Genomic DNA, 18,637 nt, shown 5'->3' with positions numbered 1-18,637 from the left:
GTCCTTACCCCCGCGCCGTTGCGGCGTGTCGTGACCCCCGAGAGCGGCGGCGCAGGCACGGCGTCGGCGAGTGCCCCTACGCTCGTACGCATGTCCGTGACGACGCGCCGCATGCAGGACCTGACCATCGACGACCACATCCTCACCGTCCCGCTGGTGTGGGGCGATCCAGCGGACGCCCGCACGATCGACATCCATGCCGCCGTGGTCACGCGCGAGGGCGGAGAGCAGCTCCCGAACCTCGTGTTCCTCCAGGGCGGGCCGGGACACGAGGCGCCCCGCGCCTTCCACTCTCCGCAGGGGCCGTCGTGGCTCGACGAGGCTCTCGAGCACTACCGTCTGGTGCTGCTCGACCAGCGGGGCACCGGGCTGTCGACACCGGTCTCGGACCGCGACCTCGAGCGCGGCACGGGCGAGCTCGCGGAGTACATCACGCACTTGCGGGCCGACGCGATCGTGCGGGACTGCGAGGCGGTGCGCGAGGAGCTGGGCGCCTCGACCTGGAGCGTGCTGGGGCAGTCCTTCGGCGGCTTCACGACCCTCGCCTATCTCTCCACGGATGCCGGATCCCTCGAGCACGTGTACATCACCGGCGGCCTCAGCGCCGTGGGGCGTCATCCCGACGATGTGTACGCCCTCACCTACGACAAGATGCGCGAGGCGTCCGAGCGCTACTACCGGCGATTCCCGGCGCATCGCGACGCGATGCGGCGGATCGTCGACCTCGCGGACGCGGGTGCCATCGTGCTGCCGGACGGCGAAGTGGCCTCCGTCTCGCGGGTGCGCTCGGCCGGCTCGGCGCTCGGGACGAACGAGGGGTGGCAGAAGCTGTGGAGCCTGCTCGAGCTCGAGCCGCACACCAACGCCTTCCGCCACGACCTCGCCGCCGCGATGCCGTTCGATGTGCGCAACCCGCTGTACTACGTGTTCCACGAGTCGAGCTACGCCGACGGACACGCGACCGACTGGTCGGCCGAGCGCACCGAGCCCGACGACTTCCGGGACGACCCGACGCTCTTCACCGGCGAGCACGTCCGCCGCGAGTGGCTCGACACGGTTCCCGGCCTGCAGCCGTGGCGCGACGTCACCCTCGAGCTCGCCGAGTTCGCCTGGCCGCAGCTGTACGACGCCGACGCGATCACTGCATCGGGCGCCCGCGGCGCCGCCGCCGTCTACGCCAACGACCTCTACGTGCCGTTCGAGTTCTCGATGGAGACCGCACGGCTGCTTCCCGGCGTGACGCCGTGGATCACCAGCGAGCACGAGCACAACGGCCTGCGCTCGGGTGGCGAGGTGCTGTCGCGCCTCATCGACATCGCGCATGGCCGCCGCGTGCGCTGACACGGGCGGGAACGGATGCCGCGGGCTGGTGCGGCCGCGGGTTCGGCCCCGTCACCCCACGCCGAACGCACGGTCGTTGAGCGAGGGAGCGCCAGCGACAGAGACGAAACGTGCCGCGCCGCTCGTCTGCGTCGTGTCCGGCGCGTTTCGTTTCTGCGTTTCGACTCGCAAGCTCGCTCAACGACCACGTTCCTCGCTCGCTCAACGATCGAAACGGGGCGGAGGATGCCGCAGCATCCCCCGCCCCGTCCGGCGTCTCGTGGGCTCAGCCCGCGAGGGTCACCGTGTCGATGGTCACCGCGGCGATGCCGGGGTGGTCGCTGAAGACCCCGTCCATGCCGGCGGCGATGAACGCCGTCAGCTCACCGGCGAGGTCGCCGTACGCGTTCGGGTCGGCGCTGGAGCGGAACTCCAGCGGGAGGAACTGGTTCTCGGCGCGGAACGTCCAGCCGTGCACCGAGAGGCCCGCGGCGTGCGCGTCGGCGATGACCGGCGTCGGCGTGCCCAGACGGCCCTCTGCCGTGCGGGGGATCATGACGGACTTCTCGAGGCCCACGCCGTCGGCATAGGTGGCGATCTCAGCCAGCCCGGCGGGCGTCACCAGGTCCCTGTAGGTGCGGGTGTCGCCCGCGAGCGTGAAGTCGTACGGCCGACCAGATCCGCTCACGAGCTGCGCGAGCGTCACGTCGGTCAGGCCGTCGAGGTCGCGCAGGTTCGCGGTCTCGAAGCTCTGCACGATGACGGGCGCGTCCGCGCGGTCGAGGCCGTTCGCCTGCAGCGCCGCGACGAGCGGCTCCTCCAGCGACAGGCCGATCGAGTCGAAGTACGACGGATGCTTCGTCTCGGGGTACACGCCCACGGTGCGGCCGTCGCAGCTGACCGAGTGGCGGGCGAGGTCGATGACCTCGTCGAGCGTCGGGATCACGTACAGGCCGTCGAACGCCGTGTTGGCCGGACGCGTCTGGGGCAAGCGCTCCTTCGCACGCAGCGTCCGCAGCTCGGCGAACGTGAAGTCCTCGGTGAACCAGCCGGTGATCGAGACGCCGTCGATGACCTTCGTGGTCTTGCGGGCGGCGAACTCGGCGCGGGTCGCGACATCCGTCGTCCCGCTGATCTCGTTCTCGTGGCGCGCCACCAGCACGCCGTCCTTGGTGGAGACGACATCCGGCTCGATGTAGTCGGCGCACTGCACGATCGCCGCCTCGTACGCGGCCAGCGTGTGCTCGGGGCGCGACCCGCTCGCGCCGCGGTGCCCGATCAGGCTCACGGTCGAGGGCTCGATCTTGGTCTTGTCGAGGTCGATGATCGCGAACTCGGTGTCGTCGGGGGTGCCGGGGATGCGCGCGTCGTTGCCCGGGTAGTTGTTGTCGTTGCCGATGAGCAGGCTGCCGTCCTTCAGCTGCACGACGGTCTCGAACGACTGCACCGGGAGCGAGTAGATCTCGCCGGTGCCGTAGCCGTCGCCCGCACCGATGCCGTGGGGGTTCGCGATGCGCAGGGCGTCGAGCACCAGCTTCTTCTCGAGGTAGCCCTCGGCGTCAGTGCGGCGCAGGTCCACCTCGTAGACGCGCTTCGTCACCGACTGCTCGCCCTCGAAGTCGTCGCGCTCGATGAGGATGAGCACGTCGCCCCGCACAGTGAACGCGTCGCCGATGACGTTCGGCTCCTGGTCGGTCTGGTAGCTCCAGGTGCGGCCGGTGTACTCCCCCGCACGCGTGTCGAACTCGAGGATCTCGCGACGACGCAGGTCGTCGTCGTCGGCGTACGAGCCCTCGACGACCGGATAGAGGTAGCGGCCGTTCACCGAGGCGGCCATCGCCTCGAAGCCGCGGCTCGCCCGCACCCGCGGGGTCTCGCCCGCCCGCAGGTAAGGGTTCTGCGGCGACTTCGCGCCGTCGAGCGCGTACGGCTTTTCGAGCAGCGTGCCCTCGGCGTCGAAGTGGAGCAGGAAGGGACCGAACTCCTCGCCGACCCAGAACGACCCGTCCTTGGCCTTGACCACCGACTCGATGTCGAAGTCGCCGCCGGTGAGCAGGCGCTCCGTAGTGCCCTCGTTCACGATCGGGAAGTCGAGCACGCCGTTGCGGTCGTTGTACGAGATGAAGCGCTGGACCTGGATCTCGCCGGTGCCGCCGTCGGCGGTCTGCCACGCCGGCCGTACGAGGTAGTTGCGCAGCAGGAAGTCGGCCGAGTTGCCCTTGGTGCCGAACCCGTTGTCGGGCTGTGCCCAGAACGTGCCGTCGCCGTTGTCGATGGCGGCCGAGAATCCTGGGATGACCTGGCCGTCCCAGGGTCCGGTGCGGCCGTTCGCGGGGCTCGCGAGCGCGCCCGATGCCGGCCCTGGTTCGAGGTGATCGGCCGAGAGCGTGGCCCGGGCGACGAGCGTCGGCACGTGCGTCTGCACGAACGGCGACGACGACGTCGCCGACGCGGCGGGCACCGGCTGGGCGGAGGCGGCGGTGGCGGGGAGGAGGGCGACGGCGGTGACCGTCGCTGCTGCCGCGGCGAGAAGGCGCGGCAGGACGCGTCGGGTGGGGAATCGACTCATGTCCCCGACGCAACCGCGACCGCCGGACCGCACGCTGACCGGCCGGCGACGAGCCTGCGACGACTCGGTGAACGGGGAGCGAGCGGCGCGTGAGAACACCCTCATCACGGCAGACGGATGCCGCCCGCGACGGGTCCGGGGCGTTTCGTCTCGCTCGTTCCTCGCTCGCTCAACGACCGAACGCTTCTCGCAGCTCACCGCCCACGCGCACCGGCGGTCAGCCCGTCAGACGGCGGCGAGGAGCGCGGTCAGCGGCGGCGGCATCCGGTCCAGCGGAACGGCGTCGGCCAGGAGCTGCGCGTAGCGGGCCTTGTTGCCGCTGCGGCCGCCGAAGAACCGAGCGAGCTGCGCCTCGACGGGGCGACCGCGCTGGAAGGGCTGCCGCTGCAGGCTGCGGAACGACGCCAGCTCACCCTGCTCGGCGATCACTGCCTCGACTCCTGGGATGCCGAGGGCGCGCACGAACTCGGCCTCGAGGTCGGGGTCGCAGACCAAGACGTCGTCGAGCACCCGCTCGAAGTCGTGCCGCTCGCCCTGGTCGACGAGCCCCAGCAGCCGGATGCCGGCGAGCTCGGCGGCCACGCGCCGGGCGCCCTTGGAGCCGCCGACGACGCGCACCTGCGGCATCCGGATCCCCAGCCGGGTGGCGAGCGTCTGGAGGGCGATGCGGTCGCTCTCGCCCTCCACCAGCACGACGGTCATGCGGCTGCGGCTTCCGCGCGCTCGTCGGCGAGGGTGACCAGGTACTCGAGCTGACGGTGCTCCATGAGACCTCCCCCGCCGCGCGGATGCGGCATCCATTCGCGATGATTCTCAATCACACAACATACAGTTGTTGGACTTCTTTGTCCCTACTGCCTAGCGTGGAGCGCGCAGGACGGGCCGACCGCGCGCGGGAGGCCCGGCACACCCGAACCGAGAGCGGACCAATGAAGACCATCGAACTCACCGGCGTCGAGCGTCCCGCACCCAACGTGGTGCTGGGGCTCATGCGCATCCAGGACCTCGACGACGACGCGGTTCGCACCCTCGTCGGCACCGCCCGCGATGCCGGGATCGACTTCTTCGACCACGCCGACGTCTACGGCCGCGACGTGCACGGCTGCGAGCGACGGTTCGCCGAGGCCATGCGGCTCACCGCGTCGGAGCGGGCCCAGATCACGATCCAGACGAAGGCCGGCATCGTCCGCGAGGGGCCGTACTTCGACTTCTCGTACGACCACATCGTCTCGGCGGTCGAGGGGTCGCTGCGCGCCCTCGACACCGACTACATCGACATCCTGCTGCTGCACCGGCCGGACGCCCTTGTCGAGCCCGACGAGGTCGCGCGGGCCTTCGACGAGCTCGAGGCGGCGGGCAAGGTGCGCGCGTTCGGCGTCTCGAACCACACCCCGCGACAGATCGACCTGCTGAAGAAGTCCGTGCGCCAGCCGATCGTGGCGAACCAGATCCAGCTCTCGATCACCCACGCCCCGTCGATCGCACAGGGCGTCGCGGGGAACATGCAGGGCGAGGAGCAGTCGCTCACCCTCGACGGCGGCGGGATCGTGGACTACTGCCGCCTGCACGACATCGTCATCCAGGCGTGGTCGCCGTTCCAGGCGGGATTCTTCAACGGCGTCTTTCTCGGTTCGCCGGACTACCCCGAGCTGAACGCCGTCATCGACCGGCTGGCCGCCGCGTACGACGTGCCGGCCATCGCGATCGCGGTCGCGTGGATCACGCGCCACCCGGCGCTGATGCAGGTCGTGCTGGGCACGACGACCCCTGAGCGCGTGAGCGCGGCCACCGAGGGCTCGGACCTCCGCCTCACGCGCGCCGAGTGGTACGCGCTGTTCCGCGCGGCGGGCTACCGCGTGCCCTGAGGCGCACACGCCGCAGGAAGACGGATGCCGCGGCCCGCGGCATCCGTCTTCTTCTTGTTGTGCGCGCCCTGCGACGGTCGGGCTGTGTCGAGGGGGGTCGTCTGCGCGGCGGGGATATGCCATGGTCGGAGGTGGTCTCCCCTGGAACCCGTCGCAGCGCCCGCGCCGCGGCGGTCCCCGGATGCCGCGACACCGGCCGCCGGATGGGCGACACCGGAACTTCGAAGGAGAAGCGCAGATGACCGACCTCGAATACCGCCGCCTCGAACCCGTCACGGTCTACGCGGCCACCGACGTCGCGCCGGGCGGTGAGAACGTGCCCGCCGCGATCGACCGCATCCTGCCGTCGCTGCACGCGGCCCTGGACGCCGCCGGCGTCGACTATCGCGAGCCGGGCACGTTCTGGTACGAGCCGATGGAGGGCACCGACGACCTGCGGGTGTGGGTCTCGTGGGTCGCCGGCGACGAACCGGTTCCCGGCGACGCCTGGCAGGTGGTCGACCTCCCCGCCGTGGAGCGGGCGGCGGTGACGACCTACCGCGGCGAGATGTCCGCCATCGGCGCCGCCTGGGGCGCGTTCATGGGAGCGGTGATCGCCGACGGCGGCACGTTCGCGGGCCCGTCCCGCGAGGTGTACCTGCAGGCGGACGGCCCGCAGTCGACCTGGGTGACCGAGCTCCAGCAGCCGGTCGGCTGAGCCGGCACGCGGGAGAGCGGGGTCTCTCCGCGGCCCGGCGGTGCGGCGGGCTCCGGGGTGGCCGTGGTCGCGGCATCCGTGGTGCCTCAGTGCGCCGCGAGCACCTCGACCAGGCGCTGCGCGGTCGCGACGCTCGACTGCGGGTTCTGACCGCTCACGAGCGCTCCGTCGGTCGCGACCGTGACGGACCACGGCTGGCCCGGCTCGACGACCGCGCCGAGCTCGCGCAGACGGGTCTCGACGAGATAGGGCGAGGCGTCGCCGAGGCCGCCCTGCCGCTCCTCGTCGTCGGTGAAGACCACGAGCCGGCGGCCCGCGAACGCGAACGAGCCGTCCTCGCGTACCGCGCTGAGGAGCCCCGCGGGCCCGTGGCACAGCACGCCCACCACCGCATTCCGGTCGACCGCGTCGATGAGCAGGCGTCCGAGATCGGCGTCGACCGCGAGGTCCACCATCGGCCCGTGACCGCCCGGCAGTGCGATCGCGTCGTACTCGCCGTCGCGGACGTCGGCGAGTGCCCGCGGGTGCGCGAGCAGTCCGTCGATCGACGCGAGGTAGTCGCGCAGCGCCTCGGCGGAATCACCCGAGAGGCTGCCGGGATCTACCGTCGGGCGAACGCCGCCGGGGGTCGCGATGTCGACCCGGTGCCCGGCGGCGACGAGTTCCCGGTGCAGCTCGACCAGCTCCTCCGCCCAGAATCCGGTCGGGTGGGCCGTGCCGTCCGTGAGGGCGATCGCATCGGCGCCGGTGACGGCCATGAGTACGTGTGCCATGTGCTTCTCCCGTTCTGCGACCCGTGCGAGCCGCTGTGGAGGAAACCCGGTACCCATCACCGTCATTTCCTATGATCGGATCCAGCCATAGGTTTCCTGATGGAAGGACTGTTGCATGCAAGAGCTCGACCTGCTGTACACGTTCGTCGAGGTGCACCGCGCGGGCTCGATCACGGCGGCGGCCGCGCGCCTCGGCCTCAGCCAGCCGTCCGTGAGCGAGCGGATCGCCCGCCTCGAGGCAGAGCTGGGAACGCCGCTCTTCACGAGATCGGTGCGCGGCGCGACCCCCACACCCGCCGGCGATGCGCTCGCCGCACGCGTGGCCGCACCGGTCGACCGCCTGCGCGAGGTGTGGACGGTGCCCGACACCGGCGCGGTGGAGACGGTGAGAGTGGGCGGCGCGAGCGATGTGGTCGCGGCACGCGTCGTCCCCGCGCTGGCGCCGCTCACCACCCGCGGCGTGCGCCTGGAGTTCTCCCTCGGCCTCGCGCACGACCTGCTCGAGCGGCTCGCGGGCGGCGGTCTCGACGTCGTGGTGTCCTCGGTGCGGACGCCGATGCGCGGCATCCGCTATCGAGGCCTCGTCGACGAGGAGTTCGTTCTCGTCGGTGCGCCCTCGCTCGCCGGCACGATCGACCCGCATCGCCTGGCCGCCGATCCCGCCGAGGCCCTCCGGCATCTGCCGCTGGTCGCCTACGACGCCGATCTGTCGATCGTGCGGCGCTACTGGCGCAGCCAGTTCGGGCACCGTCCCGCCAACGCGGTGGCGATGACCGTGCCCGACCTCCGGGCGGTGCTCGCGGCGGTGATCGCGGGCGCTGGGATCTCGGCCCTGCCGCGTTACCTGGCGGAACCCGCGATCGGCGCCGGCGCCGTGGAGCTGGTCCACCGATCCGCCGAGGCGCCGATCAACACCCTGCACCTCGCAATCCGCGCTGGAGCGCCGCCGACGGCCGCGACCACGCGGGTCATCGACGCACTCGTCGAACGTGCGCGGGACTGGGATGTGTTCTGACGCCGGCCTCCGGCCCCCGGACACGACGATGCCCCGGACCCGCCGGGGATCCGGGGCACCGTCGCCGGCAGATCACCGATCGTCGGTGAACGCGTCCTTCACGTCCTGACCGGCCTTCTTGACCTTGGCGCTGGCCTGGTCGGCCACGCCTTCGGCCTGCAGGCGCTCGTTGTCGGTCGCGTCTCCGACCGCCTCCTTCGCCTTGCCCTTGACGTCTTCCATGTTGTGCTTGATGTCATCGTCCAGACCCATGGTGGATCTCCTTTCTCGTGGTGGATAGAGGTTCAGACCCGCTCGTCGCCGAAGCCTGCGCGGTCGACGCGGCGGTGGTAGCGCATTCCGGCCGCTCCGCCGAGGATCGCCGCGATGAGCGTGATCACGGCGGCGCCGATCGCGGTCAGGATCCCGGTCCAGGTCGCCGCGTCGGGGGTGACGGGGATGCGGGGGAAGATGTCGACGTTCGCCAGGATGTCCCACTGCGCCCCGGCGATGGCCGTCACGACGGCTACGACGATGGCGATGGCGATCGCCCAGAGCCAGACGGCCAGACCCTGCTTGGCCCCGCTCAGCCGCGCCATGCGCCCGGCGACATAGCCGCCGGCGAAGTAGGCGACGAAAAGCACGACGGCGATCGCGATCGCTCCGATGATGGTCGCAGCGCCCATGTTCTGGTCGGCGGCACCGACCGCGTCTTCGACGGTCTCAGGCGAGGCCAGGCCGGTCGCCGCTCCGATCGCGGCGACCACGGCGGTGAGGGCCACCAGCGCGCCCAGGGCCGCGAGCCATCCGAAGAAGGCGGCGCCGAACTTGATGCCGCCGAAACGCTCGTGCTCGCGAGCCACGACGGTGTCGCGCAGAGACGCGTCACGGCTGTCGGCCACGCCATTGCGGTCGAGGTCGGTGTCGGTGCGCCGCGGGGCCAGGGGCTCCGTCGGGCGTGAACCGCGGGGGTCGTCCATGCTCATGCCGCGACGTTAGGCGGAACAGCCGTGAACGCTCAGCCCGTTGCGATTCGGCGTCGAGAAGCGTAATCTCCGCGGCCTGGCCCGGTGGTGCGGGGTCGTTACGCGACGTGTGCGGCTGCGGCGGTGCCGGCGCGGATGGGAGCAGAATGGCGGGTATGGATGCCGTCGCCCCCGTCGTGCGCACCGAGATGCCGCAGCCCAGTTTCATCATGTCGAACGAGGGGTACCAGCTGGCGACCTACGCCTGGGGCGAGCTCGACGCCGACGCCGTCCTGTGCGTGCATGGATTCGCATCGAGCTGCCGTGACAACTGGGTCGAGACCGGCTGGGTGCGGATGCTGACCGCGGCGGGCTACCGGGTCATCGGGGTCGACCAGCGGGGCCATGGGGCCAGCGACAAGCCCGACGATCCCCGCGCGTACTCCATGACCGCGTTCGTCGGGGACTTGATCGCGGTGCTCGACACCTACCTCGTCGACGCCGTGCGGTACGTCGGATACTCCCTCGGCGCCCGCGTCGGGTGGCAACTCGCGGTCGACGCGCCGGAGCACATCAGCCGCGCGGTGCTGGGTGGCATCCCCGACGGCCGACCGCTCGGACGCCTGCGCATCGATCAGGCCCGGGCGTATGCCGGGGAAGGCATACCGGTGACCGACGCCGTCACGCAGAACTACGTGCGACTCGCCGAGCGCGTGCCGCAGAACGACCTGCGCGCGCTCATCGCGCTCGCCGAGGGGATGCGGTTCGGCGACGCCGACCCGGATCCCGCGCGTCCCCCGGCCCAGCCGGTCCTCTTCGCCACCGGTGCGGAGGACGCGATCCTCGAGCGCTCCCGGACGCTGGCGGCGACCGCGCCGAACGGCACCTTCGTCGAGATCCCGGGCCGGCATCACTTCAACACCCCCGGGTCGCGCGCGTTCCGGGACGCCGCGCTGGAGTTTCTCGCCCCGGACGGAGACGTCGCATGACGCACCGCGTCCGGGTCGTCTACTGCACGCAGTGCGCGTGGATGCTCCGCGCGGCATGGATCGCCCAGGAGCTGCTGACGACGTTCCAGGCCGAGCTCATGGGGGGCGGCGCCACCCTCGAGCCCGGCACCGGCGGCATCTTCGAGGTGTATGCCGACGACGAGCTCGTGTGGTCACGCACCGCGGACGGCGGCTTCCCCGACATCGTCGTCCTCAAGCGGCGCGTGCGTGACCGCATCGCGCCCGGGCGCGCGCTCGGTCACGCCGACCGCGCCGCCGATCGCCCGGCGCGCGACGGCGGCGAGGCGACGAGGTAGGCCTCAGGCGGGCTCGGCGACGGCGTTCTTCACCAGCTGGGTGATCTTCTTCTCGACCTCGGGAGTCCACGCGAGCACCGCGAAGCCGATCGGCCACATCTCGCCGTCGTCCAGCCGTGAGGGCTCGTCGAAGTTGATCGTGGCGTAGCGGGTCTTGAACTTCGACGCCGGCTGGATGAAGACGACGACCTTGCCGTCGCCGTTCGCGTAGGCGGGGAAGCCGTAGAACGTCTTCGGCACGAGGTCGGGCGCGGTGTCGGAGACGACCTTGTGCAGGCCCTCCGCCAGGACTTTGTCGGTGCCCTCGAGCTTGCCGATCGCCTCCAGCACCTGCTTCGTGCCCGCCTCGCGGTTCTTTCCCGCCTTGGCCTGAGCGCGCAGCTCCTTGGCGCGATCCTTGACAGCCTGGCGCTCGATGTCACTCAGTCCGTCGGATGACGTCTTCTCGGCCATTTCGTTCTCCTTCGCGTTCGAGGGGCTGCTTTCGCGGCTCGTGATCTCAAGCTACGACGCGGTCTGCGGGCGCGCTTCTCCATTCCTGCTTGATGGTGGACTCGTGATCACCAGGGTTCGGGGCGCACCGCGAACTCCTGGGGCGCACGCGGCACGCCCCGACCGGGCACGGTGCGCCCCGAACCCGGACGGTCCCGAAACGGCGCCCGTGGTCTAGCGTGATCTGCACCCTGAACACCGAGGAGCCGCAATGTCCGCGACATCCCCGGAGGAGATGCACGCCATCTCGTCCGACACCCGCCACACCGTCGAAGACGTCCTCGAGTACGCACGGCGCCGGGCGCTGTACGAGGACGTGCCGCTCGACAAGCCGATGACTCCCCGCGACCTGGAGCGGCTGGCATCGGGCTCGATCACGCCGGAGGGCATCGGCTCGCGGCGAGCGATCGCGCTGTTCGAGAACGTGCTCGCCCCGTCCTGCGTGTCGACCGATCACCCCGGCTATCTGTCCTTCATCCCCTCGGCCCCGACCAAGGCGTCCCTGGCGTTCGACGTCGTGGTGTCGGCATCCGCCATCTACGGGGGCTCGTGGATGGAGGGCTCCGGCGCCGTCTACGCCGAGAACGAGGTGCTGCACTGGCTCGCCTCGGAGTTCGGGATGCCGGAGGGCTCGGGTGGCGTGTTCGTGCAGGGCGGCACGATCGGCAACCTCTCGGCCCTGGTGACGGCGCGGGACGCCGCTCGGCGCCGCGCTGCCGAGGAGGGACGCGTGGCGCCGCCGCGCTGGGTGGTCGTGTGCAGCGCGGAGGCGCACTCGTCGATCGCGTCGGCCGCCGCCGTCATGGACGTGGACGTCGCGACCGCCGAGGTTGACGCGGACGGCCGCCTGCACGGCGAGGCGGTTGCGCGGGTGCTCGACGAGCACGGCGACGCGGTGTTCGCCGTCGTGGCGACCGGCGGCACGACGAACTTCGGCATCGTCGACGACATCGCGGGTGTCGGAGCCGTCGCTCGCGAGCGCGGCGTGTGGTTCCACGTCGACGGCGCCTACGGGCTGGCGGCGATGCTCGTCGAGCGGATGCGGCCGGCGTTCGCCGGCGTGGGGCTCGCCGACTCGCTCATCGTCGACCCGCACAAGTGGCTGTTCGCGCCGTTCGACGCGTGCGCGCTGATCTATCGCGAGCCCGCGCTGGCGCTGTCGGCCCACACGCAGAAGGCCGAGTACCTCGACACCCTCACCGGGAAGCCCGACTGGAACCCGTCCGACCTCGCCATCCAGCTCACTCGCCGCGCCCGCGGACTGCCACTGTGGTTCTCCCTCGCGACCCACGGCACCGAGCAGTACCGCGCCACCATCGAGTACGGCATCGACCTCGCCCGTGCAATCGCCGACGAGATCGAGGCGCGCGAGGGGCTGTCGCTCGTGCGCGAGCCGCAGCTGTCGGTCGTGGTGTTCCGCCGCGAGGGCTGGACGCTCGCGGACTACGAGGCGTGGTCGGACCGCCTCCTCGAGGAGCAGCACGCGTTCGTCGTGCCGAGCTCCCACGCCGGTGAGCCGGTGCTGCGCTTCGCGATCATCTCGCCGCTCACCACGTTCGAGCTCCTCACCGGCATCCTCGACACCCTCGCCTGACGGCGCGAGGACGGGGGCCGGGAGGGGGTTCAGGATGCTGTCACCTACGACGCACGTAGACTGAAGGCATCCGTTCTCGCTTCTGAGAACCCGCTCCTCCGCAGGATCACCGTGACCTCAGCCGATTCCCGCACGTTCGCCGTGCGCCATGTGCAGCTCGCGCGCGCCGCGTTCGCTGCCCTCGCGGCGCTCATGATCACGTTCTCGCCGGATCATTCGGCAGCTGTGGGCAGCGCGGTCTTCAGCGGCTTCGCGATCGCCACCGGACTGGTGCTGCTGCTCGCGATCTGGCTGGTGTACCCCGCCCGCCGCCGCTGGCCTGCGGCCGCCCTCGGCGGCATCTCTGTCGCCGCCGGCATGGCGGGCGGTCTCTCTCCGCTCCGCACCGTGACCGGCTACTTCGTCATCGTCATCGTGTGGGCGCTGCTCAGCGGCATCATCGAGCTCATCGCCGGGTGGCGCGGGCTCCGCGGTGACCGCGAGAGGCGCGAGATCGCGCCCGGTGTCGCCGACGCCCGGCCGGCCGCCCTCGTCGGCCCCCGCTCCGAGAGCCGCGACGCCGTCGTCGTCGGCGCCATCACGATCCTGCTCGGCGTCGCCCTGCTGTTCGTGCAGCCCGCGTATGCGCTCAACTACACGATCGAAGAGGCGCACGCGACCTTCACCCTCACCGGCATCACGATCGGCGTCGGGCTGTTCGGCGGCTACGCGGCGATCGTCGCGGTCTACCTCGGCATCGCCGGCTTCTCGCCGCGCCCGGCCGAGTCGGACACCGCCGAGAGCGTCACGGCGGAGGCACCCGCATCCGCCGACACCACCCCGCAGAAGGACTCCGCGTGAGCCACGACAGCCCCACCCGCCGCGACCTGATGAAGCCCCTGCAGCTGCTCGGGCTGGCGTTCGGCGCCGCTCTGTTCGCGGGCGTCGTGACGCTCGTGTCGATGGGCTTCTTCCAGCAGCGCACTGCCGACGAGGCGCAGCGCGCCGTGGTCACCGCCCTGGTCATCGCCGGCATCAGCTTCATCGCGGTGCTGCTCATCGTCTCGCTCCTGCTGCTCGCGGTCGACCCCGCCCAGGTGACGAAGCAGATCGACCGGCCCGTGCTGTTCGACGACGAGTCCGAGAAGCCGGAGCCGGGCGAGGACCCAGGTGCCGCGGCGTCCGGAGACCCGAAAGCCTGATCTCGCAACACTCCCGCCGGGACGCTCAGTCGAGCTCGTCGACCAGCTTCGAGGCGAGCCCGTCGTACGTCGCGGGGGTGAGCGCCAGCAGGCGCTCCTTCGCCTCGTCGCCGATGTCGAGCCCGCGCACGAACTCCGAGAGCTCGGGCCCGCCGACGCGGCGGCCGCGGGTGAGGTCCTTGAGGAGTGCGTACGGGTCGGTGATCCGCGACCGGCCGGCCGCGATCTCGGCGCGTACGACCGTCTGGATCGCCTCGGCCAGCACCTCCCAGTTGGCGTCGAGGTCGGCCCGCAGCGCGTCCTCGGCCAGCGAGATCTCCCCGAGGCCCCGCTGCAGGTTGTCGAGCGCGAGCAGCGCGTGCCCGAACGCGACGCCGATGTTGCGCTGCGTCGTCGAGTCGGTCAGGTCGCGCTGCAGGCGGCTCGTGACCAGCGTCTGCGAGAGCGTCGCCAGCAGTCCGCCCGCGATCTCGAGGTTCGCCTCGGCGTTCTCGAACCGGATCGGGTTGATCTTGTGCGGCATCGTCGACGAGCCGGTGGCGCCGGCGACGGGGATCTGCGTGAAGTAGCCGATCGAGATGTAGGTCCAGATGTCGGTCGCCAGATTGTGCAGGATGCCGCCGGCGTGCCGGACGCGGTCGTACAGCTCGACCTGCCAGTCGTGCGACTCGATCTGCGTGGTCAGGATGTTGAAGTCGAGGCCGAGGCCCTCGATGAACCCGCGCGAGAGCTCCGGCCAGTCGACCTCAGGGGCGGCTGCGAGGTGCGCCGACCACGTCCCGGTCGCACCCGAGAACTTCGCGAGGTACTCGCCGCCCTCGATCTGGTCGGCGACGCGCGAGAGGCGCCACGCGAAGACCGCGAGCTCCTTGCCCATCGTCGAGGGCGTCGCCGGCTGGCCGTGCGTGCGCGACAGCATCGCGGCGTCGCGATGGTCCGCGGCGAGCTGGGTGAGCGTGGCGATGACGGCGCGCAGCTTCGGCAGCCACACGCGCCGAACGGCGCGCTGCACGGTGAGCGCATACGAGGTCGAGTTGATGTCCTCGCTGGTGCAGGCGAAGTGCGTGAGCTCGGCGACGGCGTCGAGGCCGAGGGTCGACAGCCGGTCGCGCACGAGGTACTCGACGGCCTTGACGTCGTGGCGCGTCACCGCCTCCTTCTCGGCGAGCCAGTCGATCTCGGCCTGCCCGAACTCGAGGTACAGCGCGCGCAGGCGCGCCTTGTCGTCGTCCTGCAGCGGCGAGGTGCCGAACAGCGAGCGGTCGGTGAGGGCGATGAGCCACTCCACCTCGACCTCGACGCGGGCGCGGTTCAGCCCGGCCTCGGACAGGTACTCGCCCAGTTCGCCGACGGCGGGGCGGTAGCGCCCGTCGAGGGGGCTGAGGGGCTGCGGGGGAAGTGAGGTCACGGTGGCTCCCGTCGGTCTCGGCGAAGACGACCGTCGATCCGGCGTCATGGCACCGGAGGTCATGGCGCAGGGCGGATGGCGGGTTCGAGTTGCCGGAAGAGCGCCCGGCTCGCACTCTCGATCATACCGAGCACCTCGTCGAACATTCCGGGCCCGGCATAGTACGGGTCGGGCACGTCCAGCGTGAGAGCGGTTGGATCGAACGAGAGCAGCAGCGCGATCTTGTCGGCGTCGCCCTCGGTGCGCGCCCATCCGTGCAGGATCCGCTCGTGGCTGCGGTCCAGCGCCACCACGAGGTCGCTGTGTGCGAAGTCGGCGTGCGTGAACTGCCGCGCGCGGTGATGGGCGCCGTCGTAGCCGGCACGCTCGAGCGCCGCGATCGTGCGCAGGTCGGCCTGCTCGCCGACGTGCCAGTCGCCGGTGCCGGCACTCGTCGAGGCGACTCGGGCGCCCAGGCCCGAGGAATCCGCGAACTCCCGGAACACGACCTCGGCCATCGGTGAGCGGCAGATGTTGCCGGTGCATACGAACACAACGCGGAAGGGCGCCACGTCGGTCGCGGTCATGGGTTCCATTCTGGACCGAGGCGACACCGAACGTTAAGGATCTCTCCTCCGGAGGGCTTCCATCGGAGGATGCCGCTCCCCTAGCTTGTGACCAGCGGGGAGGCGACCGGCCTGCCCGCGGTCCCCTTGCGCGGTCCACCGGCCGCCGTCCTCGCGTGGAGGTCCCGTGTCCCCATCACCCCGCAGATTCGCCGCCGCCGCCGCGGCCCTCACGCTCGCCGCGGCGGGCGTGGTGGCCTTCGCCGCACCCGCGGCCGCGGCATCCGGAGATCTGCTCATCAGCGAGTACCTCGAGGGATCGTCGAACAACAAGGCGATCGAGATCTACAACCCGTCGACCGCGAGCGTGAATCTCGCGACGACCGGATACGCGCTTCAGCAGTATTCGAACGGCAGCGCCTCGGCCGGACTGACGATCCCGCTCACCGGCTCCGTCGCAGCGGATGACGTCTACGTGCTCGCGCACGGTGCGGCCAATGCCGCCCTCCTGGCGGCCGCCGATCAGGTGACGGGCACGACCACGGGGCTCTTCAACGGCGACGACGCGGTCGCGCTCGTGAAGAACGGGGTCATCGTCGACGTCATCGGCCAGATCGGGGTCGACCCCGGGACCGAGTGGGGCACCGGCCTGAACTCCACGGCCGACAACACCCTCCGCCGTGCCGCGGAGACATGCATCGGCGACACGAACGGCGCCGACGCCTTCGACCCGGCGGTCGGCTGGACAGGATTCGCAACGGACACGTTCGACGGGTTCGGTGCGCACGACGCGGACTGCGCTCTCGAACCGCCGACCGACCCGGACCCGGGCCCGGTCGCGGACTGCGCCGCCACCCCGGTGACGATCGGATCCGTCCAGGGCTCCGGTGCGGCGTCGCCGATCCAGGGGCAGAACGTGCTGATCAAGGGTGTCGTGGTCGGCGACTTCCAGTCGACCGGCGGCTACGACGGCTACTACATGCAGGACGGCGGCGACGGCGACACGGCGACCTCCGACGGCATCTTCGTCTACGCCCCGGGCGGCACCGCCGTCAACGTCGGCGAGAGCGTCAGCGTCGCCGGTGCGGTCAAGGAGCAGTTCGGGCTCACCGAGGTCGTCGCGGCCGACGTGGAGGTCTGCCCCGGCGGTGCGACCATCCCCGAGCCGACGCCGCTGCAGCTGCCGGCCACCGTCGAGCAGCGCGAAGCGCTCGAGGGCATGTACGTGACGCTCCCGCAGCAGCTCGCGATCGGCGAGACGTTCGAGTACGGGCGCTTCGGCACGATCACGCTGACCAACGGCCGGCTCGACACCCCCACGGCAGTCGTGGAGCCCGGTGCGGCAGCCGTCGCGCTGGCGGCCGCCAACCTCGACAACAGCATCACGCTCGACGACGGCCGCAGCACCCAGAACCCCGACCCGGCGATCCACCCCGACGGCGGGACGTTCACGCTCGAGCACTCGTTCCGCAGCGGCGACCTCGTGCAGAACGCCACCGGCGTGCTGGACTACCGCTTCGACGTGTGGGGCGTGCAGCCGACCGAGGCCGCCGACTTCACCGTCGGCAACCCGCGGCCCGAGTTGCCGGACGTGGGCGGCGACCTGAAGATCTCGAGCTTCAACGTGCTGAATTACTTCACCTCGATCGACCCGACCCCGACGATGTCGGGTGACGACGACTACTACCGCGGCGCCGACACGGCCGAGGAGTTCCAGCGCCAGCAGGACAAGATCGTCTCGGCGCTCGCCGAGATCGACGCGGACGTGTTCGGGCTCCTCGAGATCGAGAACAACGGCACGGCGGTGCAGGCGCTCGCCGACGCGCTCAACGCGCGCGTGGGTGAGGGCACCTACGTGCCCGTCACGACGGGCGTCATCGGCACGGATGCCATCGCGACGGCGATCATCTACAAGCCGGCGTCGGTCGCCCCGGTGGGCGCGCACCTGCTCATGACGAGTGCGATCGACCCCGCCTGGTCGGACGAGCGCAACCGCCCGGGGCTCACCCAGCGGTTCGCATCGACCGAGACGGGCGAGGAGTTCGTGGTGTCGGTGAACCACCTCAAGTCGAAGGGCTCGGCCTGCGCCGAGAGCCCCGACCTCGGCGACGGACAGGGCAACTGCAGCGCGCTGCGTACGGCGGCCGCCACGGCGCTCACGACCTGGCTCAACACCACGGTGGCGACGGACGGCCGGGCGATCGTGATCGGCGACCTGAACTCGTACGACCACGAGGACGCGATCGACGGGTTCGTCCAGGGCGGCTTCACCGACCTGGAGAAGCAGTTCAACGGCGAGCACGCGTACTCGTACGTGTTCGACGGGCAGTTGGGCTACCTCGACTACGCCCTCGCACAGCCGGCGCTGCTCGCGGATGTGTCGGGTGCCTCGGCGTGGCACATCAATGCCGACGAGCCGAGCCTCATCGACTACGACATGTCGTTCAAGCTTCCGGCGCAGGACGCCCTCTGGGCGCCCGACCCGTACCGCTCGAGCGACCATGACCCGGTGATCGTGGGGCTGAACCTCACGCCCCCGGACACGACGGATCCCACCATCGAGGTGTCGGCCGAACCGTCGGCCGTGTTCCCGCCGAACAACAAGATGCGCACGGTCGAGTTCACGATCGACGCCGCCGACGACAGCGGCGACGTCACCGTCGAGTTCACGGACGCGACTGCGACCGGCTCGTCGAAGGCGGACTGGGAGCAGATCGACGACGACACGTTCCGCGTCAAGGCTGTGAAGGGCGCGGTCTACCGCTTCACCTGGACGGCGACGGATGCCGCGGGCAACACCGCGACAGACACGGTCGAGGTGGTCGTGGGCAAGTAGGGCTCTCGAGCTCTCCACACCCCCGAGGGGCGTCGTTCCGATGCGGAGCGGCGCCCCTCCTCCACATGCGGCCGAGGGGCGCCGTTCTCCAC

18 protein-coding genes are annotated in these 18,637 nt (G+C 70.9%); 10 read left to right on the top strand and 8 right to left on the bottom strand.

The window, feature by feature from the left end; genetic code table 11:
• Positions 1 to 90 precede the first annotated feature (90 nt).
• A complete protein-coding gene (locus MRBLWS13_RS12430) occupies positions 91 to 1,341 on the top strand; it encodes an alpha/beta fold hydrolase (protein WP_349425676.1) in 1,251 nt (416 codons plus the stop codon).
• A 265-nt stretch (positions 1,342 to 1,606) separates the two neighbouring features.
• Here MRBLWS13_RS12430 and MRBLWS13_RS12425 read toward each other — a convergent pair whose 3' ends face one another.
• Both MRBLWS13_RS12425 and MRBLWS13_RS12420 read right to left on the bottom strand, forming a co-directional pair.
• Positions 1,607 to 3,889, bottom strand: coding sequence for an esterase-like activity of phytase family protein (locus tag MRBLWS13_RS12425; RefSeq protein ID WP_349425675.1), 2,283 nt, complete (start codon positions 3,887 to 3,889; stop codon positions 1,607 to 1,609).
• Between the two features lie 225 nt (positions 3,890 to 4,114).
• Positions 4,115 to 4,591, bottom strand: a complete 477-nt coding sequence (locus tag MRBLWS13_RS12420) for an ATP-dependent endonuclease (protein ID WP_349425674.1) — start codon at positions 4,589 to 4,591, stop codon at positions 4,115 to 4,117.
• 227 nt (positions 4,592 to 4,818) lie between these two features.
• Between MRBLWS13_RS12420 and MRBLWS13_RS12415 the strand changes: the two genes are divergently transcribed.
• Both MRBLWS13_RS12415 and MRBLWS13_RS12410 read left to right on the top strand, forming a co-directional pair.
• Positions 4,819 to 5,754, top strand: coding sequence for an aldo/keto reductase (locus MRBLWS13_RS12415; RefSeq protein ID WP_349425673.1), 936 nt, complete (start codon positions 4,819 to 4,821; stop codon positions 5,752 to 5,754).
• Positions 5,755 to 5,992: 238 nt separating this feature from the next.
• The gene (locus MRBLWS13_RS12410; protein WP_349425672.1) at positions 5,993 to 6,451 is read left to right on the top strand and encodes a GyrI-like domain-containing protein; all 459 of its coding nucleotides are present in this window, start codon (positions 5,993 to 5,995) and stop codon (positions 6,449 to 6,451) included.
• An 86-nt stretch (positions 6,452 to 6,537) separates the two neighbouring features.
• On the opposite strand, the gene MRBLWS13_RS12405 is transcribed toward MRBLWS13_RS12410, so the two are convergent.
• The gene (locus MRBLWS13_RS12405; protein WP_349425671.1) at positions 6,538 to 7,224 is read right to left on the bottom strand and encodes a type 1 glutamine amidotransferase domain-containing protein; all 687 of its coding nucleotides are present in this window, start codon (positions 7,222 to 7,224) and stop codon (positions 6,538 to 6,540) included.
• Positions 7,225 to 7,339: 115 nt separating this feature from the next.
• Between MRBLWS13_RS12405 and MRBLWS13_RS12400 the strand changes: the two genes are divergently transcribed.
• Positions 7,340 to 8,239: a LysR family transcriptional regulator gene (locus tag MRBLWS13_RS12400; protein WP_349425670.1), complete on the top strand. Its 900-nt coding sequence runs from the start codon at positions 7,340 to 7,342 to the stop codon at positions 8,237 to 8,239.
• 72 nt (positions 8,240 to 8,311) lie between these two features.
• Here MRBLWS13_RS12400 and MRBLWS13_RS12395 read toward each other — a convergent pair whose 3' ends face one another.
• Both MRBLWS13_RS12395 and MRBLWS13_RS12390 read right to left on the bottom strand, forming a co-directional pair.
• Complete coding sequence (locus MRBLWS13_RS12395; protein WP_349425669.1) at positions 8,312 to 8,491, bottom strand: CsbD family protein; 180 nt, start codon at positions 8,489 to 8,491, stop codon at positions 8,312 to 8,314.
• A gap of 32 nt (positions 8,492 to 8,523) precedes the next feature.
• Positions 8,524 to 9,204: a hypothetical protein gene (locus tag MRBLWS13_RS12390; RefSeq protein WP_349425668.1), complete on the bottom strand. Its 681-nt coding sequence runs from the start codon at positions 9,202 to 9,204 to the stop codon at positions 8,524 to 8,526.
• A gap of 155 nt (positions 9,205 to 9,359) precedes the next feature.
• Here MRBLWS13_RS12390 and MRBLWS13_RS12385 point away from each other — a divergent pair, with 155 nt between their 5' ends.
• Positions 9,360 to 10,172, top strand: coding sequence for an alpha/beta fold hydrolase (locus MRBLWS13_RS12385; protein ID WP_349425667.1), 813 nt, complete (start codon positions 9,360 to 9,362; stop codon positions 10,170 to 10,172).
• Positions 10,169 to 10,489, top strand: coding sequence for a SelT/SelW/SelH family protein (locus tag MRBLWS13_RS12380; protein ID WP_349425666.1), 321 nt, complete (start codon positions 10,169 to 10,171; stop codon positions 10,487 to 10,489). Before MRBLWS13_RS12385 ends, MRBLWS13_RS12380 begins: the two co-directional genes overlap by 4 nt.
• Before the next feature lie 3 nt (positions 10,490 to 10,492).
• Here MRBLWS13_RS12380 and MRBLWS13_RS12375 read toward each other — a convergent pair whose 3' ends face one another.
• Positions 10,493 to 10,942: a hypothetical protein gene (locus MRBLWS13_RS12375; RefSeq protein WP_349425665.1), complete on the bottom strand. Its 450-nt coding sequence runs from the start codon at positions 10,940 to 10,942 to the stop codon at positions 10,493 to 10,495.
• Positions 10,943 to 11,192: 250 nt separating this feature from the next.
• Here MRBLWS13_RS12375 and MRBLWS13_RS12370 point away from each other — a divergent pair, with 250 nt between their 5' ends.
• The 3 genes from MRBLWS13_RS12370 (at position 11,193) to MRBLWS13_RS12360 (ending at position 13,756) form a co-directional block, all read left to right on the top strand.
• Positions 11,193 to 12,575 carry an aminotransferase class V-fold PLP-dependent enzyme gene (locus MRBLWS13_RS12370; protein ID WP_349425664.1) on the top strand — a complete coding sequence of 461 codons (1,383 nt, stop codon included), beginning with the start codon at positions 11,193 to 11,195 and terminating at the stop codon, positions 12,573 to 12,575.
• Between the two features lie 111 nt (positions 12,576 to 12,686).
• Positions 12,687 to 13,415 (top strand): acyl-CoA synthetase, encoded by a 729-nt coding sequence (locus MRBLWS13_RS12365; protein ID WP_349425663.1) that lies wholly within the window; start codon positions 12,687 to 12,689, stop codon positions 13,413 to 13,415.
• On the top strand, positions 13,412 to 13,756 hold the full coding sequence (locus MRBLWS13_RS12360; RefSeq protein ID WP_349425662.1) for an amino acid transporter: 345 nt from the start codon (positions 13,412 to 13,414) through the stop codon (positions 13,754 to 13,756). Before MRBLWS13_RS12365 ends, MRBLWS13_RS12360 begins: the two co-directional genes overlap by 4 nt.
• Positions 13,757 to 13,781: 25 nt before the next feature.
• Here the strand turns inward: MRBLWS13_RS12360 and purB are convergent, their stop codons facing one another.
• Both purB and MRBLWS13_RS12350 read right to left on the bottom strand, forming a co-directional pair.
• Positions 13,782 to 15,164, bottom strand: a complete 1,383-nt coding sequence (purB, locus tag MRBLWS13_RS12355; RefSeq protein ID WP_349425661.1) for an adenylosuccinate lyase — start codon at positions 15,162 to 15,164, stop codon at positions 13,782 to 13,784.
• Positions 15,165 to 15,223: 59 nt separating this feature from the next.
• On the bottom strand, positions 15,224 to 15,730 hold the full coding sequence (locus tag MRBLWS13_RS12350) for a low molecular weight protein-tyrosine-phosphatase (protein WP_349425660.1): 507 nt from the start codon (positions 15,728 to 15,730) through the stop codon (positions 15,224 to 15,226).
• A 166-nt stretch (positions 15,731 to 15,896) separates the two neighbouring features.
• On the opposite strand from MRBLWS13_RS12350, the gene MRBLWS13_RS12345 reads away from it, so the two are divergent.
• Positions 15,897 to 18,545, top strand: coding sequence for an ExeM/NucH family extracellular endonuclease (locus MRBLWS13_RS12345; RefSeq protein WP_349425659.1), 2,649 nt, complete (start codon positions 15,897 to 15,899; stop codon positions 18,543 to 18,545).
• Positions 18,546 to 18,637 lie beyond the last annotated feature (92 nt).

The sequence above is a fragment of the Microbacterium sp. LWS13-1.2 genome (genome assembly GCF_040144835.1).
In the GTDB taxonomy this organism is placed as follows: Bacteria; Actinomycetota; Actinomycetes; order Actinomycetales; family Microbacteriaceae; genus Microbacterium.
The sequence above is the reverse complement of the archived record's forward strand: the minus strand, read 5'-3'. Positions and strand labels throughout refer to the sequence as shown.

Bases quoted from the DNA above. Each gene is read 5' to 3' on its own strand.
- MRBLWS13_RS12385 (WP_349425667.1), top strand. From the start codon at position 9,360: ATGGATGCCGTCGCCCCCGTCGTGCGCACCGAGATGCCGCAGCCCAGT.
- MRBLWS13_RS12405 (WP_349425671.1), bottom strand. From the start codon at position 7,224: ATGGCACACGTACTCATGGCCGTCACCGGCGCCGATGCGATCGCCCTC.
- MRBLWS13_RS12410 (WP_349425672.1), top strand. From the start codon at position 5,993: ATGACCGACCTCGAATACCGCCGCCTCGAACCCGTCACGGTCTACGCG.
- MRBLWS13_RS12430 (WP_349425676.1), top strand. From the start codon at position 91: ATGTCCGTGACGACGCGCCGCATGCAGGACCTGACCATCGACGACCAC.
- MRBLWS13_RS12395 (WP_349425669.1), bottom strand. From the start codon at position 8,491: ATGGGTCTGGACGATGACATCAAGCACAACATGGAAGACGTCAAGGGC.
- MRBLWS13_RS12375 (WP_349425665.1), bottom strand. From the start codon at position 10,942: ATGGCCGAGAAGACGTCATCCGACGGACTGAGTGACATCGAGCGCCAG.
- MRBLWS13_RS12350 (WP_349425660.1), bottom strand. From the start codon at position 15,730: ATGACCGCGACCGACGTGGCGCCCTTCCGCGTTGTGTTCGTATGCACC.
- MRBLWS13_RS12400 (WP_349425670.1), top strand. From the start codon at position 7,340: ATGCAAGAGCTCGACCTGCTGTACACGTTCGTCGAGGTGCACCGCGCG.
- MRBLWS13_RS12370 (WP_349425664.1), top strand. From the start codon at position 11,193: ATGTCCGCGACATCCCCGGAGGAGATGCACGCCATCTCGTCCGACACC.
- MRBLWS13_RS12390 (WP_349425668.1), bottom strand. From the start codon at position 9,204: ATGAGCATGGACGACCCCCGCGGTTCACGCCCGACGGAGCCCCTGGCC.
- MRBLWS13_RS12425 (WP_349425675.1), bottom strand. From the start codon at position 3,889: ATGAGTCGATTCCCCACCCGACGCGTCCTGCCGCGCCTTCTCGCCGCG.
- MRBLWS13_RS12420 (WP_349425674.1), bottom strand. From the start codon at position 4,591: ATGACCGTCGTGCTGGTGGAGGGCGAGAGCGACCGCATCGCCCTCCAG.
- MRBLWS13_RS12415 (WP_349425673.1), top strand. From the start codon at position 4,819: ATGAAGACCATCGAACTCACCGGCGTCGAGCGTCCCGCACCCAACGTG.
- MRBLWS13_RS12380 (WP_349425666.1), top strand. From the start codon at position 10,169: ATGACGCACCGCGTCCGGGTCGTCTACTGCACGCAGTGCGCGTGGATG.